Source organism: Mesorhizobium sp. M7A.F.Ca.AU.001.01.1.1 (assembly GCF_004022735.1).
GTDB lineage: Bacteria > Pseudomonadota > Alphaproteobacteria > Rhizobiales > Rhizobiaceae > Mesorhizobium > Mesorhizobium ciceri.
Map to the genome: position 1 here is coordinate 12,410 of NZ_RZPF01000007.1, position 15,527 is coordinate 27,936.

Annotated in this window: 13 protein-coding genes; 3 read left to right on the forward strand and 10 right to left on the reverse strand. The window is 63.2% G+C overall.

Annotated features, from left to right (window positions below; genetic code table 11):
• The first annotated feature begins 122 nt into the window (after positions 1 to 122).
• Complete coding sequence (locus EN884_RS01150) at positions 123 to 1,028, forward strand: LysR family transcriptional regulator (protein ID WP_013533150.1); 906 nt, start codon at positions 123 to 125, stop codon at positions 1,026 to 1,028.
• Between the two features lie 204 nt (positions 1,029 to 1,232).
• Here the strand turns inward: EN884_RS01150 and EN884_RS01160 are convergent, their stop codons facing one another.
• On the reverse strand, positions 1,233 to 1,385 hold the full coding sequence (locus EN884_RS01160; protein WP_244514267.1) for a hypothetical protein: 153 nt from the start codon (positions 1,383 to 1,385) through the stop codon (positions 1,233 to 1,235).
• A 357-nt stretch (positions 1,386 to 1,742) separates the two neighbouring features.
• Here EN884_RS01160 and EN884_RS01165 point away from each other — a divergent pair, with 357 nt between their 5' ends.
• Positions 1,743 to 2,342, forward strand: coding sequence for a TetR/AcrR family transcriptional regulator (locus EN884_RS01165; RefSeq protein WP_063167472.1), 600 nt, complete (start codon positions 1,743 to 1,745; stop codon positions 2,340 to 2,342).
• 250 nt (positions 2,343 to 2,592) lie between these two features.
• Here EN884_RS01165 and EN884_RS01170 read toward each other — a convergent pair whose 3' ends face one another.
• From EN884_RS01170 to EN884_RS01180, 3 genes are all read right to left on the reverse strand, one after another.
• On the reverse strand, positions 2,593 to 3,732 hold the full coding sequence (locus EN884_RS01170; protein WP_063167473.1) for an alpha-hydroxy acid oxidase: 1,140 nt from the start codon (positions 3,730 to 3,732) through the stop codon (positions 2,593 to 2,595).
• Positions 3,733 to 3,836: 104 nt separating this feature from the next.
• Positions 3,837 to 4,937 carry an isocitrate/isopropylmalate dehydrogenase family protein gene (locus tag EN884_RS01175; protein WP_063167474.1) on the reverse strand — a complete coding sequence of 367 codons (1,101 nt, stop codon included), beginning with the start codon at positions 4,935 to 4,937 and terminating at the stop codon, positions 3,837 to 3,839.
• A gap of 25 nt (positions 4,938 to 4,962) precedes the next feature.
• A complete protein-coding gene (locus EN884_RS01180; RefSeq protein WP_013533144.1) occupies positions 4,963 to 5,706 on the reverse strand; it encodes a glucose 1-dehydrogenase in 744 nt (247 codons plus the stop codon).
• Positions 5,707 to 5,847: 141 nt separating this feature from the next.
• On the opposite strand from EN884_RS01180, the gene EN884_RS01185 reads away from it, so the two are divergent.
• On the forward strand, positions 5,848 to 7,344 hold the full coding sequence (locus EN884_RS01185; RefSeq protein ID WP_063167475.1) for an aldehyde dehydrogenase family protein: 1,497 nt from the start codon (positions 5,848 to 5,850) through the stop codon (positions 7,342 to 7,344).
• A 100-nt stretch (positions 7,345 to 7,444) separates the two neighbouring features.
• Here EN884_RS01185 and EN884_RS01190 read toward each other — a convergent pair whose 3' ends face one another.
• The 6 genes from EN884_RS01190 to EN884_RS01215 all read right to left on the reverse strand — a co-directional run bounded on the left by EN884_RS01190 (position 7,445) and on the right by EN884_RS01215 (position 15,193).
• Positions 7,445 to 8,341, reverse strand: coding sequence for a LysR family transcriptional regulator (locus EN884_RS01190; RefSeq protein WP_063167476.1), 897 nt, complete (start codon positions 8,339 to 8,341; stop codon positions 7,445 to 7,447).
• Positions 8,342 to 8,465: 124 nt separating this feature from the next.
• Entirely contained in the window at positions 8,466 to 9,965 is a 1,500-nt protein-coding gene (locus EN884_RS01195) for a sugar ABC transporter ATP-binding protein (protein WP_063167477.1), read from the reverse strand.
• Between the two features lie 3 nt (positions 9,966 to 9,968).
• Positions 9,969 to 11,063, reverse strand: a complete 1,095-nt coding sequence (locus EN884_RS01200) for a hypothetical protein (RefSeq protein ID WP_063167478.1) — start codon at positions 11,061 to 11,063, stop codon at positions 9,969 to 9,971.
• Complete coding sequence (locus EN884_RS01205) at positions 11,060 to 13,177, reverse strand: SMP-30/gluconolactonase/LRE family protein (protein ID WP_063167479.1); 2,118 nt, start codon at positions 13,175 to 13,177, stop codon at positions 11,060 to 11,062. The genes EN884_RS01200 and EN884_RS01205 overlap by 4 nt, the downstream gene beginning before the upstream one ends.
• Positions 13,178 to 13,189: 12 nt before the next feature.
• Positions 13,190 to 14,206, reverse strand: a complete 1,017-nt coding sequence (locus EN884_RS01210) for a sugar ABC transporter substrate-binding protein (protein WP_063167480.1) — start codon at positions 14,204 to 14,206, stop codon at positions 13,190 to 13,192.
• 33 nt (positions 14,207 to 14,239) lie between these two features.
• Entirely contained in the window at positions 14,240 to 15,193 is a 954-nt protein-coding gene (locus EN884_RS01215) for an ABC transporter permease (protein ID WP_032809776.1), read from the reverse strand.
• Between the last annotated feature and the right edge of the window lie 334 nt (positions 15,194 to 15,527).

Sequence of the window (15,527 nt, forward strand, 5' to 3'; positions counted from 1 at the left end):
CTCGAAGCTGCCGTCTTTGCGGCGTTGCAGCATTTTTTGCGCATGCGAGGGCATTTGTGAAATAGTAGTTTATTGATTGTCATATCAAAAAAACAGATAATGGTTCTGGGCCAGGGCGCACCATGACCATCACCTTGAAACAGCTGGATTATTTTATCGCGACCGCCGAGAGCGGACAGGTCAGTCATGCCGCGGTGGAACTCAACATCTCGCAATCGGCGGTCACTGCGGCGATAAAGACGCTTGAGGCTGACCTGGGCGTACGGCTTTTGGAGCGTAACCACGCTGGCGTAAGACTGACGATGGAGGGCGCGCGGTTTCTTGAACATGCGCGTGTTATCACCGGGGCCGTCGCTGCCGCCGTCCGAAGCCCGTTGCGCGATAGGAAAGGCCTGGCGGGCAAGCTGCGGCTGGGCATGACCTACACGGTCGTCGGCTACTACATGTCGCGCCACTACGCGCGCTTTCGAAAGACCTATCCCGAGATCGAGGTCGAGGTGCTGGAACTGCCCCGAGACGCTCTCGAAAGCGGGTTGATGTGCGGGGACATCGACATGGCCGTGATGCTGGTGTCGAACCTGGAGCACACCAAGGAGTTGGCGCAGGAGGTCTTGATGCGGTCGAACCGCCGGCTCTGGCTTTCGGCTGATCATCACCTCCTCGCGCGGCAGGAGATCAGCCTCGCCGATGTGGCGGCGGAAGATTATGTCATGCTGACGGTTGACGAGGCACGCACGACGGCCGCCCGTTACTGGGATGCCGCGGGCCTTTCGCTCCGCGCCGTCCTTACCACCAGTTCGGTCGAGGCCGTGCGGTCGCTCGTGGCTGCCGGCATGGGGGTCACTGTCCTGTCCGACATGGTTTACCGCCCCTGGTCCTTGGAGGGGCAGCGCATCGAAGTGCGCGGGCTTGTCGAGCCCATCCCCACTATGGACGTTGGCCTTGCCTGGTCGCGTGACAGATCAATCGAACCGGCGGCTGCGGCCTTCCGGGCCTTTATGTCCGTAACCATGGGCGGCGGCGGCTAACCTCCTGCCGCCAGTCAGGCGCTATGGCTGGTTGAGCAGCGGAGCATGCCGCGCGCAGGAGCTGATGCCTCGCATCATCAAGGGGGATTTCACCTTTGTCGCAAATTACCTCGTCATCGTCGTCCCTCAGGTTGCTCCCGACAAACAGAAGGAATTCTTGGACAGTCTTATTGGTCCACCTCGGACCGGAACCGGAGAAGTTTCTCATCGGCGGGCGGTGACTTCACGGTTGCGGGCTACGATCTGCTCGTGGCGGAGGGGAGGCGTCGCCTCGATGAAGCCCTTGATCAGCGCGTCGCGAATTCCGGGTGCGCGCGCCTTTTCCGCCGTGGACAGCGCATCCTGAAGATCAGGCAACGTCAGTTCCGTGCAGTAGGCGGGCGTGCCCGGTTGCTCAGCGCATGGTGCGCGGATCTATTCCGTATTGAGCGGACATCCAGAGGGTCGCGCAGGGCGGTGCTGCCGACGGAGCAGTCCGCCTCGAAACTCGTATAGCTCGCGGCATCTACTGACGGCGCGCGCCAGGCGCCAGGCAGGTTGCGGTGCCCGTTGTCCGGATGCATGCCGGTATCATCTGCCTGATCATCGTGTCCTCGTTTCGCTCGCTAATGCCGACCTGTTAGAATAATCGACCGGGGGCTATATGGAGACTCTCTCCGATTCGGCTTTTAGATACGGAGAGTGTCTCCGGTATTCAAGGGTTCAAGGTCAGTAATGTCGCAATTTTCGGTCGCGTCAGCCCTGCGCAGGGACGCGCAGCATAATCGGGCGCACATTCTCGAGGTGGCGCGACAAGCGTTCGGCAACGACAGTGTTGACGTTTCGATGGATTCTATTGCGAAGCTGGCGGGCGTGGGAGCAGGGACGCTCTACCGCCATTTTCCAAACAAAGACGCCCTGCTGGCTGCGCTGTTAGTTCTTCATTATGAAGGCCTCGACCATCGTCGCGTTGAAATCGAAGCCGGGGAGAGCGATGCAGGCCGCGCACTCGAACTCTGGGTTGAAGCTCTCGGCGACTGGATGCTGGCTTATGAGGGCTTGCCTGAACCGTTACGGGCGGCTTGCCGAGTAGAATCCCCGCTGACGCCGACCTGCCATGCTGTCATCGCGACGACGGAGCGAATCCTGAAGGCTGCACAGGACGAAGGGCTTGCACGACGGACGATGACCGGGCGCGACATCTTTTTCGGGGCACTGGCGATCGCTTGGGCGAGCGGCGCAACGGCAGCGGGCGAAGACATCCGCAACGTGCTTCGCGACATTCTGAAGAACGGGTGGATGGAACCGAAAACAGCACCGGGCGGCCGACCTTAGTCTGCCTATCCGACTGTGCAGCCTCTCGAATTTAATCACGACCGCCGCTAGCGGGTGTGCATCAAACAAGTGCTCTCTGACAGGCGGCCGCTGGGCTTGGGAAGGAGCGGCGTGTGAGGGCGGCAATTGGTCGGCCGCCCGCAGCCGCTTGCACAACCGCGATAGCAAAACCTTGGCATGATGAGGAAGAATATTGGACGAGCGGGGGTTTTCTGTACCTCTTGACCAAGCGTGAGCACTCGTCTTGGCGCTATGCTATCATTTCTGATCCCGCTTCCTGAAAACGGGGGATCCCGCAGAGCCTGAGGCAAGTCACCACTTCGTCCAGGATGATATCCAGTGCCTTGGCCACGCCGGGCTCGCCAGCCACGGCGCCGAACAGGGCGGCCCGGCCGATCGCCGCGACGGTGGCGCCGCGTGCCTTGGCCTTGACGATGTCCGTGCCCGTGCGGATACCGGAATCGATGAGGATCGGGATTTGGGCGCCAAGTGCCTGACGGATAGCGGGCAGGGCATCGATGCTCGATACAGCACCGTCGAGCTGGCGGCCTCCATGGTTGGACACCCAGATGCCATCGGCACCAGCCGCCACCAGTCGCGACGCATCGCCCGGGTGCAGGACGCCCTTGACCAGCAGCCGGCCTTTCCACCAGTCGCGGATCTGGCGGAAATCGTCCCAGTCGAAACCTGCATGGAGGCTGCCGCCAACACGCGCGGCGATCGTCAGGCCGGCGCTGTTGTCACCGAGATAGCCGCGGACGTTCTCGAACTGGGGCAGACCGCCGCGCAGCAGGCGCAGCGACCAGCCAGGATGAAGCATGCCTTCCCAGAGATGCCGGGCCGAAGGCCGCAGTGGGATAGATATGCCGTTCCTAAGATCCTTTTCGCGCTTGCCACCGGCTTGCAGATCAACGGTCACCACCAGCGTCGAATAGCCAAATTCTTCCGCTCGCCTCACCAACTGGCGATTGAAGTCGAAATCCTTGAGCACATAAAGCTGGAACCACAGCGGCCCCTGTACGGCTCGCGCCATGCCTTCGATGCTGGCCGTGGCCATGGTGGAGAGCGTGTAGGGGATGCTGCGAGCGGTTGCCGCCCTCGCGATGGCAATGTCGGCTCCGGGCCTGACCAGCGCGCAGGAGCCCATCGGGCTGATCACCAGCGGTGTTGGCAAGGTCTCGGACCAGAGCGTCGTGGAAACGTTCGGATGCGAAACATCGGTAAGCACGCGCGGCAAAATTCTGATCTTTTCGAAATCGCTTCGATTGGCTTTGAGGGTGAGTTCTTGCCCCGCCCCGCCATCGATGAATTCGAAGACGGATTTCGGCAGACGACGACGGGCAAGCGTGCGAAAGTCCTCGACCGAAACCTGGCGATCGAGAGCGCCCATCTCAGGTCTGGACCCTGTGCCGGCCGGCGATGAAGAATATCCGGCGCATGAGCGTCTGGCCGACCTTGCCAGGTCCAACAAGATTTATCCTTGGCTTGGTCATATCAGTCGCGCCCGGCAGCGAGCCGGTCGCAGACCGAACGGGTTATCTCGCTGGTCGACGCCCTGCCTTTCAGATCGGCGCTCAGAAGCCCGTTGGCCAGGCAGTCCTCGGTCACGCGACGGATGCGCGCTGCGGCCTGGTTGAGTCTCTCGTCGCCATGCTTGTGGCCGAGCCAGTCGAGCATCGAGGCTGCCGACAGGATCGTCCCATACGGATTGGCGATACCCTGGCCGGCAATGTCGGGCGCCGAGCCGTGCGCGGCCTGGAAGAAGCCGTTGGCCGCGCCGATCTCGGCTGAAGGCGCCATGCCCATCCCGCCCACCGTCGCGGCGGCGAGGTCGGACAGGATGTCGCCGAACATGTTCTCGCTGACGATGACGTTGAAATGGCCCGGTTTCACCACGAGATGCATCGCCATGGCGTCGACCAGCGCGTGCTCGGTCGCGATATCGGGATAGTCCTTCGCCACTTCGTCGAAGACGGAGCGAAAGAAGGCATAGCTGCGCAGCACGTTGGCCTTGTCGCAGCAGGTCACCCGGCGCACGCCGTCACGGGGCGCGCCGCCCGACTGGCGCGCCAGTTCGAAGGCCTTGCGTGCGATGCGCTCGATGCCGGAGCGGGTCTGCACCAGCGTGTCGACCGCCACTTCGCCGCGCAACAGCGCGCCCGATCCCCGCGCGGCGTAAAGCCCTTCGCTGTTCTCGCGCAAGATGATGTAGTCGATACCGCCGGCCTTCACTCCGCTCAACGGGCTCGGCACGCCCTCGAAAAGCCTGACGGGGCGGATGTTGGCATAGAGATCGAGTTCGAAGCGCAGCCTCAGCGTGAAATCCAGGCCTGCTTCGGTCCCATCGGGATGGATGACGCCCGGCAAGCCGCCCGCACCATGCAGGATGGCGTCCGCCTCGCGGCAGGCCTGGAAGGTCGGCTCGGGAAAGCTCTGGCCGGTCTTCAGGAAATGCTCGGCTCCGGCCGGGTATTCGCTGAAGTGCAAGGGGCTGCCGGGACCGAGCGCTGCTTTCACCACTTGAACCGCTGCGGCGCAGACTTCCGGGCCGATGCCGTCGCCATGCACCACGGCGATTTCGTAGACAGGCTTCATCGCCAACTCCCAAATGGTCTAACGCTCAGATGCACTTGCCGCCATCGACGTTGAGGTCGACGCCGGTGATCATGCTGGCCTCGTCGGAGCACAGGAATGCCGCGGCGTTGCCCATGTCCGCCGGCGTAGACAGCCTGCCGATCGGAATGGTGGCGACGACGCGGGCGCGGTTCTCTTCGCCGGAGCCGATGAAAGTGGACAGAAGTGGCGTGTCGCCGGCAACCGGATTGATGGCGTTGACGCGGATGCCGAAGGGGGCGAGTTCCACGGCCATGGCCCGGGTGGCGGCAATCGCCCAGCCTTTGGAAGCATTGTACCACGTCAAATTCGGGCGCGGCGAGACGCCGCCGGTGGAGGCGACGTTGAGGATGGCGCCTGATTTGATGGATTTGAAATGCGCGACGACCGCACGGGCGCCATTGTAGATGGATCGCATGTTGACGTTGGCGATCCGGTCGAACATCTCTTCGTCCATCGTCTCGAGCGCCAAGGGCGGCTGGGCCACGCCGGCATTGTTGACCAGTATGTCGAGACCGCCAAAGGCCGAGCGGGCCAGGTCTGCCGCCGCTTCGAAGCTTCCGAGTGTCGAGACGTCGCCAGTGATTGGCCGCACATTTTCGCCGGCTTCGGCAGCAACGCGAGCCGCGGCGGCCTCATCACGGTCCATCAACACGACCAGCGCACCTTCGGTGACGAATTTCCTGACGATGCCTTCGCCAAATCCCGAACCGCCGCCCGTGACGATAGCGACCTTGCCAGCAAGTCTCATATCTGTTCCTCCGTTGCCGGCACCATCGGGGAAGTCGCGTGCATTGCACAGTCCGATTATCTGAACGCCCTTTTAGCTTTCCTTGTTTGAGGTCGACCGGCGTGGGAGTCATAGTCGCCACGGAATTGTGAGGAGGAAGAGATGACGCTGAATTTCGACCCGCGGGCGAAGGCCACGGCGCTCTACCATGGCGAATTCCGGCCGATGTTCGTCGGCGGCAAGTGGGTTCCGGCACAATCCGGCCAGGAGATGCAGGCGCTCAACCCGGCGACTGGCGAAGTGCTGGCCACCGTGCCGCGTGGCTCGGCGGCCGACATCGATGCGGCGGTGGACGCTGCGCGCACGGCCTTCGAAGGGCCGTGGTCAAAATTCTCGCCCTACGAGCGGCAGTGCGTGCTTCTGCGCATCGCCGATCTCTTCGAGACCCATTGGGAAGAACTCAGCGTTTCCGACACTCTCGACATGGGACTGCCGATCACGCGCACGCTCGCCAACCGGCGGCGCGTCATCGGCATGCTGCGCTTCTATGCGGGCATGGCGACCGCGCTGCATGGCGAATCCATAGACAATTCGATCCCCGGCGAGATCGTCTCGTTCACAAGGCGCGAGCCGGTAGGCGTTGTCGGCGCGATCATCCCCTGGAACGCTCCGACCGCGGCGTCGATCTGGAAGATCGCGCCGGCGCTCGCCACCGGCTGCACCATCGTGCTGAAGCCCTCGGAGGATGCTTCGTTGACGCCGCTGCTGATCGCCAGGCTGATGCAGGAGGCCGGCGTTCCCGACGGCGTCGTCAACGTCGTCACCGGCACCGGGACAGAGGCCGGGGCGCGGCTCGCTGAACATCCCGACGTCAACAAGATCGTCTTCACCGGCTCGACGCTGACCGGCCAGGCCATCGCGCGGGCGGGCGTGACCAACCTCAAGCGCGTTTCCCTGGAGCTCGGCGGCAAATCGCCGATCATCGTCTGCCGCGATGCCGACATCGACAAGGCGGTTCCTGTCGCCGCGATGGCTGTGTTCGTGCATTCGGGCCAGATCTGCATCGCCGGTTCGCGGCTTTTCGTGGCCCGCGAAATCCATGACGAATTCGTGCGCCGGGTCGCCGAGTTTACCGGCAGGCTTCGCATCGGCCATGGCATCGAGGCGGAAACCGAAATCGGCCCGCTCATCAATGCCAGGCAGGCCGGCAAGGTGGTGGGCTATATCAAGGCCGGCCGCGACGAAGGCGCGGAACTGATGGCGGGCGGCTCGCGACTGACCGGCGGGCCCTACGACGGCGGCAATTTCATCGCGCCGACTGTCTTCGGTGCGGTGTCGGACAAGATGACCATCGCGCGTGAAGAGATCTTTGGTCCGGTGATTTCGGCGATGCCGTTCGACACGCTCGACGAAGCCGTGGCGCGGGCCAATGCGACGCCCTATGGCCTGGCGGCCGGCATTTGCACCAGTCATCTTGGCACCGCCCACAAGCTCGCCCGCCGCATCAAGGCCGGCTCGGTATGGGTCAACATGTACCACGCCATCGACCCGGCGGTGCCGTTCGGCGGCATGAAGATGTCCGGCTACGGCCGCGAGGGCGGCATCGAACATCTGCATGAATATCTGGAGACCAAGTCGATCTGGATCCAGACCGACTGAGGGTGCGCTGATATTCAGGTGAGGCCGGGCTGCCAATGGCGGCATTCCCAGCGCACCATTCTCGGCGCTCGTGCAAGGTGCCTGTCCGAAGGCGCGACGCTCAGTTTGCAAGTTCGCGCAAATTGGTGCGGATGAGGTTCATCAGCTGTTCGGAGAAGGAGTGGTGCACATAGCCCCGCGCGGTGATGATGCCGACCGAGCGGTGGGCGTCGCGATGGTCGATCGGCACCACCCGCATACGCTCGTCATTGCGCGAAATGGCGATGCCGGGCACCACGCAGACGCCAAGTCCCGAACACACCAGTGCCACCGCCGTCTGTGCGCTTTCGACCTCGTATTGCGGCTTGAACTCGATGCCTTCCGCCGCCGTCAGCCGATCGACAAGGCCGCGCACGGCGGTCTTGCGGTTGAGCAGGATGAGCGGATAGCGCAGCAGGTCGGAGAGCAGCAGCTTCTTTTCGCCGCCGTATATTTCCGTGGGGATGCAGGCCATCAGCGGATCGTCGAGGATGGACTCGAACTGGAAGTCCGTCAGGTTTGGCAGTTCCGGGCCGATGTAGAACTCGACCTCCTGCTGTTGCAAAAGGCCAAGCGCGGCCTGCGGCGGACTCTCGATGACCTCGACGATGCTGCGTGGATAGCGCAACTTGAATGTCGCCAGGATATCGCCCAGCCGGCTTGCCGCGAGCGTCGGGGCGCAGGCGATCTGCACTTTGCCCTTGCGACGAGCGGCGACCTCCGTCAGGCGGTCGAGGCTGGTCTGCACCTGTGACATCACGTTGGCGATCTCCTCGAACAGGATCTGGCCTTCCGGCGTCAGGCTGGCACGCTGTGCGGTGCGGATGAACAGCGAGATGCCGATCTGCTCCTCAAGGTCGCGAATCTGCATCGAGACCGCCGATGGCGAACGGTTGCTCTCCTCGGCAGCACGTCGGAAGCTGCCGTTTTCGGCGGCAAGCAAGAACGTCTGCAGAAGTTTGAGGTTGACGCTGGGCATATCCGCTCGGGCAGGGTGATCTGACCCCTGACCTATTCAGACGCGGAACCGATTGCAAGGCAATAGGGCAGGCCAGACATTGGTCCTGGCTTGGCCGGCAAAAGTGTCTCTCTTGTCGAGCCGCTCAATGAACCGCGGCGAACATGACGCGTTCCTCGGTGGCCTCCGAAAGCATCATCTCCTCGACCACGCGGCCGCGCTTGACCACCAGAATGCGATCCGAAACGGCGAGAATTTCAGGCAGGTAGGACGAGATGACAACGACGGCCATGCCTTGCTCAGCGAGATCGCTGATGAGCTGGTGGATCTCGACGATGGCGCCGACGTCGACCCCGCGTGTCGGCTCGTCGAAGATCACCAGCCTCGGCTTCTGAATCAGCGATTTGGCGATCACGACCTTTTGCTGGTTACCGCCGGAGAGCTCGATCATCCGGGCTCGGTCGCTGGTCTGCCGCAGGCTCAGACGTTCGCCCCATTCGCGGGCAAGTTGCCTGGCTCGCGCCAGCGACACCATGGAGACGGGATTGGCGCCCTCGGTCAGTTCACCCATTTGCAGGTTCTCGCCCGCGGTCATGGTTTCGAAGAAACCGTCGACCTTGCGATCCTCGGTGACATAGACGATGCCGTCGCGCACCGCAGGCCTGGGCACCCGATAGCGCACCGACTTGCCGAGCAGGCGGATCTCGCCGCCGTGGAAGATGTTGCGCTTCAACAGTCCGGCGACGACCTTGGCCATTTCGGTGCGGCCGGCGCCGACAAGGCCGAACATGCCGGTGACCTGGCCTGAAAACACCGAGAAGGAAGAGTTGCGCACCAGGCCGGCGCAGGACAGATTCTCGACCGAAAGCACCTTGTCGCCATAGGGGCGCGCCGTGCGCTTGACCTCGCCATGCAGCGTTTCGGTGAGCGTGCGGCCGACCATGGCCTGCACGATCGAGGCGCGGGTGAAGCCCTTGGCCTCGCCGGACGCGACGATCTCGCCATCGCGCATGACCGTGATGCGGTTGGCGACGGCAAGCGCCTCTTCCAGCGCATGGGTGATGAAGATGACGGCGATGCCCTCCTTCACCAGCCGCTGCAAAAGTTTGAAGAAGTGGCTCTTCTCTTCAGGCGTCAGCGTCGCGGTCGGCTCGTCGAAGATGATGACGCGGGCCTTGTGGTGGACGGCGCGCGCGATCTCCACCATCTGCTTGTGCGCCGCGCCCAGCGTGCTGACCTGCGCGGACGGGTCGACCTGGAAGCCCATGCCGGCGAGGAACTGCCGCGCCTGAATGTAGAGGCCGCGCAACCGGTTGAACATCTTCTCTTCGCCGAGATAGAGATTCTGCGCCACGGTCATGGCCGGCACCAGGTTGGTTTCCTGGAACACCATGGCGATGCCGGCGCGCAGCGCTTCGGCGGGCGTGGCGAAGGACACATCCTTGCCGTCGAAGGTCATCTTGCCCTCGGTCAGCTTGAAGACACCGGCCATGACCTTGGTCAGCGTCGACTTGCCGGCGCCGTTTTCGCCGAGCAGCGCGTGGATTTCTCCTTTGCGCAGGTCGAAATTGACATTCTTGAAGGCCGGAATGCGCGCGAATGCCTTGGCGGCATTCCTGAGTTCAATGATGTTGGCGTCCGACATCGCTTAGCCTCGCTTGCCGCTGGCGGCGCTCGCCACGCGCACGATCCTCGATCCGCCGCGCGAGGCGACCAGCAGATCATCGCCCAGCTCGCAGGCGCTCAGCGTCCCGTGCACCTTGCCGTCTGCGCGCGAATGGAAACTCGACAGCGGCTTCATGTTCTCGTCGCAAAGAACCACCAGCCCGTAGGACCTTGTCACCGCGTATGGCTTCAGCACGTTCATCTGCTTCAACTGGCTGCCTTGCATGGGCTCGCGATAGTCGCGCCATGAGCCGAGCGACGGCGCCATCCAGTAGGCCTCCGGGACTTCCGCCAGCATGCGGGTGCGGTAGGTCTCCTCGCGCAGGATGAACTCCACCAGTTGGTTGCGCACGGAATAGAAGGTCAGCCAATAGCCGGCGTTGAAGGCCGGGGCGATGCGGGCGGGGTAGGCCGGCAGATGCTCCAGCACGGGCAGCGTCGCCGTGGTGGCAAGGTCGATCGCCAGCACGCGGTGGCGCCAGGCCTCCGAAACGTAGATGCGGTTGGAGCCGGTGGTGGCGATGCCGGCCGGCCAGGCCAAGCCGTCCCTGACAAGCTCCAGCCGGCCGTTTTTTAGATCGAGCCGCCAGACCGAACCGGACACGCTCTTCTGCATCAGGTCGCGACGCCAACTGCTCGCCGGCACTGAGGCCGAACCGTTGGCCACCAGCAAGGTGTTGCTGTCGAGGAAGGTGAGAGCGGTGATGCAGGAGAGGCGCCGAGCCTCCTCACCCGTCGCCTCGCGCCCGTCATGCAGGCCGCCGTGGACGACGACGCCCTTGCCGTCGATGGCCATCGCGGTCATGCCGCGGGCATGGGCGAGTGCGGTGATCTCGCCCGGAAATTCCTGCAAGGTTTCGGCATGGCCGTCGGCGCTAAAGCGCATCAGCCGGTTGGCGCTGCTTGCCAGAATGCCCTTTTCGGTGCGTACGAGATTGTCGGCCTCGGCGAGGCCGGCGAACGGCTCGGCTTCCTCCAGTCCTTGGTTGGGCAGCAACGGCCCGTCGAGCGTCGGCACGGTCACTGCCCACTCGCCACGGCCGAGAAAGCGGTCAAGAAGCTGGCTCAAACCGCTCATGGCTTTTTGCCCCAGTAGGAATCCGAGCTGAACCAGTCGGGATCGACGCCTTTCAAGGGCAAGGTGCCCATGCGGTTGTTGAAGATGCCGCAGAGATAGAGGATGCCCTTGTGCTCGCGCATCGAGGTGATCATCGGATGCTTCTCGCCGGCCTGGTCCCACAGGCTTTCGAGGATCTGGCCGTTCTCGTCGAAGCGCAGCACGCAGCCGGTGTTGAGATTGGGCATCAGCCACGCGTCTTCCGATACGCGCCGCGCCATGCGACGGCGGAAGCTCGGCATTTCAAGCGAGAGATCCAAGGCCGGCGTGCGCATGCCCATCAGGGCCAGCCAGTAGGTACCGTCGGAGGCGCGGTTGATGTTGTCGGGATAGCCGGGCAAGCCCTCGATGACGCGCTCGACCTGGCCTTTCTTCGGGCCATCGAAATAGTAGCGGCTGATGCGGCAGGCCCAGCTTTCGGCGAACAGCACCGACTGGCCGTCGAAGGCCGTGCAGATGCCATTGGGGAAGACGAGGTTCGACAGCAGTGTGCGTGTCGAACCGGATTTGGGATCATGGACGATGATGCGTCCGTTGCCGCGGCTTTCCAGCGCGTCGGCATACCAGTCATGCATTTCGAAGCGCACTGTCGCTTCCGAGAAGACGATACGGCCGTCCGGCAGGATGTCGCAGTCGTCGGCGAGCTTCATGGTCGAGTCGTCGACCACCGAGGTCAGTGAGCGGTTGGTTTCGGCGGTCAGCAGCTTTACGTCGCCGGCCGGCGAGACCTGATAGAGGCCCATGCCAGCGACGCAGATGACGAGGTTGTCGTCGCGGTCGAAAGCCATGCCGAGCGGCGAGCCGCCAATATGTGCGAACACTTCGCTATCGGTGTAATGGGGCGGCTGGAAGCGCAGGATCTCGCCCTGGCGGCTGCCGGTGTAGAGACGGTCCTGCCGGTCGAAGATCACATCCTCCGCGCCATCGAGAACGCCGAGGCCGATGACGCCGACGTCCTTCAACCGGTCATTCACCGCCATTGGCGCGCCGGGCGCGGTCGAGATCGCCTGCGGCATCTTGGCGAAGGTTGGCGAGATGTAGACGCTGCGCAGGATCTTGTGGCGGTTCTTCACCCAGCGAACGTCGAGAAGCACCGACAAAAGCAGCACGATGCCGAGGATCAGGAAATTGACCGGGCCGGGCACGGCCAGCGCAAGCAGACTGTTCGACAGGACAAGCACGAAGACGGTGCCCATCAGCGCCTTGGCGACCGAGCCGCGCCCGCCGCCTAGCGAGATGCCGCCGAGCACGGTCGCGGTCAACACCTGCAGTTCGAGACCGGTGCCGATGTCGGAAGCGGCACTGCCGATGCGGGCCGAGAAGAAGAAGCCGGAGAGCGCCACCAGTACCGAGCACAAGACATAGGCGCTGAACAAGATGAAGCGCACATTGATGCCGGCATTGTAGGCAGAGCGGCGCGCGCCGCCGACCGCGAACAGCCGCCAGCCATAGCGGGCGCGCGACAGCACGAGATGGATGATCAGCGCGATGACGACGAACACCACAAAGGACGTCGGCACGCCCCAGATCGTACCGAAACCAAGAAAATCATAGGCTGGCGAGTCCGGACCGCTGGTGACGATCCGGGTCGAGACCTGGGGAAAGACGATGTCGAAGGTCGAGCGGTAGATGATGAGCGTCACCAGCGTGGTGAGAAACGCCCGCATGCGCAGAAAGCCAACCAGGAAGCCGTTGATGGCGCCGCAGACGACGCCGAGGCCCAGGCACGCCAACAGGCCGGTACCAAAGCTCCACTGCTCGACATTCATCCCATAGAGCGTGACCAGCACGGCGAGCGCGAAGGTCGACCCGACAGACAGATCGATGCCGCCTGACACCATGACGATGGTCATGCCGAGCACCACAAGGCCAAGCTCGGCGGTCTGGCCGCTGAGATTGGTCAGCGTCGCCAGATCGAAGAAGCCCGGCACGATCGAGCCGAAGATCGCGCACAAAATCACCAGCGCCGTGAAGGGGATGACGCTGTCGATCCACTTCTTGGTCAGGATCTCCCCGACCACGTGGTCGGGGAGCAGGCGGTAGCGCCAGCGCACAAGGCTTTCAGCCATGCTCATCAAGGAAGTCCGTTACTTGAGCTCGTCCAGCTTCCAGCAATTCCTGCCGGTCGCATTGGCCTTGTCGACGCGGGTGATCGGGCCGAAGAAGATGGTCTTCTCGCTGCCCGCCTGCCGGCCGGGCTGCTGCAGCAGCTCGGAAATCTGTTGTGCTGCGATCTCGGCCTGGATCGGGGCATTAAAGTTGAAGATCACGTCGAGCAGCCCGTTCTTGATGCTCTCGCAGCCCGTGGCGCTGCCCGCGCCATTGGTGACGATCGTCACCTGGTCCTGCTTGCCGGCGGCCACGACGGCGGCACCGGCGCCGACCTCAGCATTATCCCAGATGCCCATGATGCCGCACAGGTCCGGATGCTGCTGGAGGACCGTCTCGGTGATCTGGCGGGCCTCTTCGCTCATGTAATCGGCCGGCTGGTCGGAGACGAGCTGCAGCTCGGGATTGGCCTTCAGCACCTCGTCGATGCCGGTGCGCATGTAGATGTTGGCGGCACCCGTCTGGACGCCGGCGAGCCAGACCACCTTGTGCGAGACGGCATTGGGCCCGGTGCAGTGCTTGGCCAGTTCGCCCATTTCGAGACGGCCCATTTCGATCCAGTCGTTGCCGACATAACTGTCCGTCTGGGTGGCCGACTGCATGTTGACTTGCAGCACCTTGATGCCGGCCGCCTGCGCCTGTTTCAACAGGCGTGCGTAGGTCTGGACGTCGGGGTTCTGCACGATGATCAGGTCCGGCTTCTCGGCGATGGCGCCCTGCATGGCGCGAATGCCGGCATTGGTGTCGCCGGAGGGATCGCGCACTTCGAGGCTGAAGCCGTAGCGAGCGGCGTGACGCTGCCACACCACCACCCAGGCCTGGTTGAGGTCCATGCCCTGCGAGATTGGCACGAAGATGACCTTCTTGCCCTTGAGCGCCTCGAGATAGGTAGAGCGGCCGACCTGATCGGTTTCCTGCGCCGTGGCGATTTTCGCCGCGCCCAGCAGCGCCAGCGCTGTCATGCCCGCGAGCAGGCAGTTCTTGAACAACTTCATGGTATCCTCCCAGATTTATGTCTCGGTTCTTGTTCAGATGTCGCCGCTTTGCGAGGTCTGCTCGTCGCGCGGATTGATGATGGCGTCGATCGCCAGCGCGCCCAGCAGGATCACGCTCTTGATCAGGTTCTGGCTGGTGTAGCTGAAGTTCAGGATCGTCATGCCGTTGGTCAGGATGCCGACCAGGATGGTGCCGACGATGACGTTGCGTACGCCGCCCTGGCCACCGGAGAGGCCGATGCCGCCCAGCACGACCACCAGCAGCACGTCATAGATCAGGCTGGAATTGTAGAGGCGCGTGTCGATGCCGGTGACCAGCCCCAGCATGATGATGCCGGCGATATAGGCAATGAGGGCGCTGATGACATATTGCGTCACGATGATCGGGCGCGTCGGCAGCCCGGTCGTGCGGGCCGCGTTCGGGTTGTCGCCAGTAGCATAGACCAGCCGGCCGAAGCGGGTCTTCCTCAGGAAAAAGCCCATGAGCGCGGCCACCGCCGCGAAGATGATCACCGACATCGGGATGCCGAGGATGGTTCCGTTGCCGACGAATTTCAGCCAGCCGATATCGGAGGGGGCATAGAGCACGTCGGACGCAAAGACGATGCGGCCAGAGCCGTAGACCGAGGACGCGATGGCAAGGGTGGCGAAGATCGGCGGAATTTCGGCCACCGCCACCATGACGCCGGTGAACAGGCCGATGGCCGCGACCAGGATGGCCCCGAAGACGACGGCCAGCGTGAAGTCGACGCCCCAGGTGGAGATCCAAATACTGAAGGCGACGCCGACGACCATCACCGCCACCATGGTCAGGTCGATGCCGCGCCCAACGACGATGAGCCCCATGCCGACGGCCAGCGTGCCCAGGATCGAGACATTCTTGAGAATGGCAAGGATGTTGCCTTGGCTCAGGAAATTGTTGAGCGTCGCCGAGAACACCAGGAAGAGGACGGCCGAGATCGCGCCGACGACGAGTTCCTGGGACATTTTGATGCCCAAGCGCGCGGTGTCGGATTTGCCCGAACCAGCCAAGTCAATTCCTCCCTCGCTGCCGGTTTGAACCAGCGGCGTGCCAAAGCGGCCTTGCCCCAGGGCTTTGCCGCGACGACGTTCCTCCACAGCCCTAAGCCGGCTGCTTGCGTAAAGACCATCGCGGCTCAGGGCGGCAGGGGCAATTTCGATTTTCTGATGCGCTGTGCAGTTCGTCAGTGTGGAAAAAGAGGATGAGGAATCGTCGGTTGTGTGCTCTGCCGGATTTCACCTGTCGCAAAGCTCAGCCCGATGCCGGCAGCGTGCCGCGATCCCCGTGACGGTACTTTCC

Excerpts from the sequence above, each read along its gene's own strand:
- EN884_RS01150 (WP_013533150.1), top strand. The coding sequence starts at position 123 with ATGACCATCACCTTGAAACAGCTGGATTATTTTATCGCGACCGCCGAG.
- EN884_RS01165 (WP_063167472.1), top strand. The coding sequence starts at position 1,743 with ATGTCGCAATTTTCGGTCGCGTCAGCCCTGCGCAGGGACGCGCAGCAT.
- EN884_RS01170 (WP_063167473.1), bottom strand. The coding sequence starts at position 3,732 with ATGGGCGCTCTCGATCGCCAGGTTTCGGTCGAGGACTTTCGCACGCTT.
- EN884_RS01175 (WP_063167474.1), bottom strand. The coding sequence starts at position 4,937 with ATGAAGCCTGTCTACGAAATCGCCGTGGTGCATGGCGACGGCATCGGC.
- EN884_RS01180 (WP_013533144.1), bottom strand. The coding sequence starts at position 5,706 with ATGAGACTTGCTGGCAAGGTCGCTATCGTCACGGGCGGCGGTTCGGGA.
- EN884_RS01185 (WP_063167475.1), top strand. The coding sequence starts at position 5,848 with ATGACGCTGAATTTCGACCCGCGGGCGAAGGCCACGGCGCTCTACCAT.
- EN884_RS01190 (WP_063167476.1), bottom strand. The coding sequence starts at position 8,341 with ATGCCCAGCGTCAACCTCAAACTTCTGCAGACGTTCTTGCTTGCCGCC.
- EN884_RS01195 (WP_063167477.1), bottom strand. The coding sequence starts at position 9,965 with ATGTCGGACGCCAACATCATTGAACTCAGGAATGCCGCCAAGGCATTC.
- EN884_RS01200 (WP_063167478.1), bottom strand. The coding sequence starts at position 11,063 with ATGAGCGGTTTGAGCCAGCTTCTTGACCGCTTTCTCGGCCGTGGCGAG.
- EN884_RS01205 (WP_063167479.1), bottom strand. The coding sequence starts at position 13,177 with ATGAGCATGGCTGAAAGCCTTGTGCGCTGGCGCTACCGCCTGCTCCCC.
- EN884_RS01210 (WP_063167480.1), bottom strand. The coding sequence starts at position 14,206 with ATGAAGTTGTTCAAGAACTGCCTGCTCGCGGGCATGACAGCGCTGGCG.
- EN884_RS01215 (WP_032809776.1), bottom strand. The coding sequence starts at position 15,193 with ATGTCCCAGGAACTCGTCGTCGGCGCGATCTCGGCCGTCCTCTTCCTG.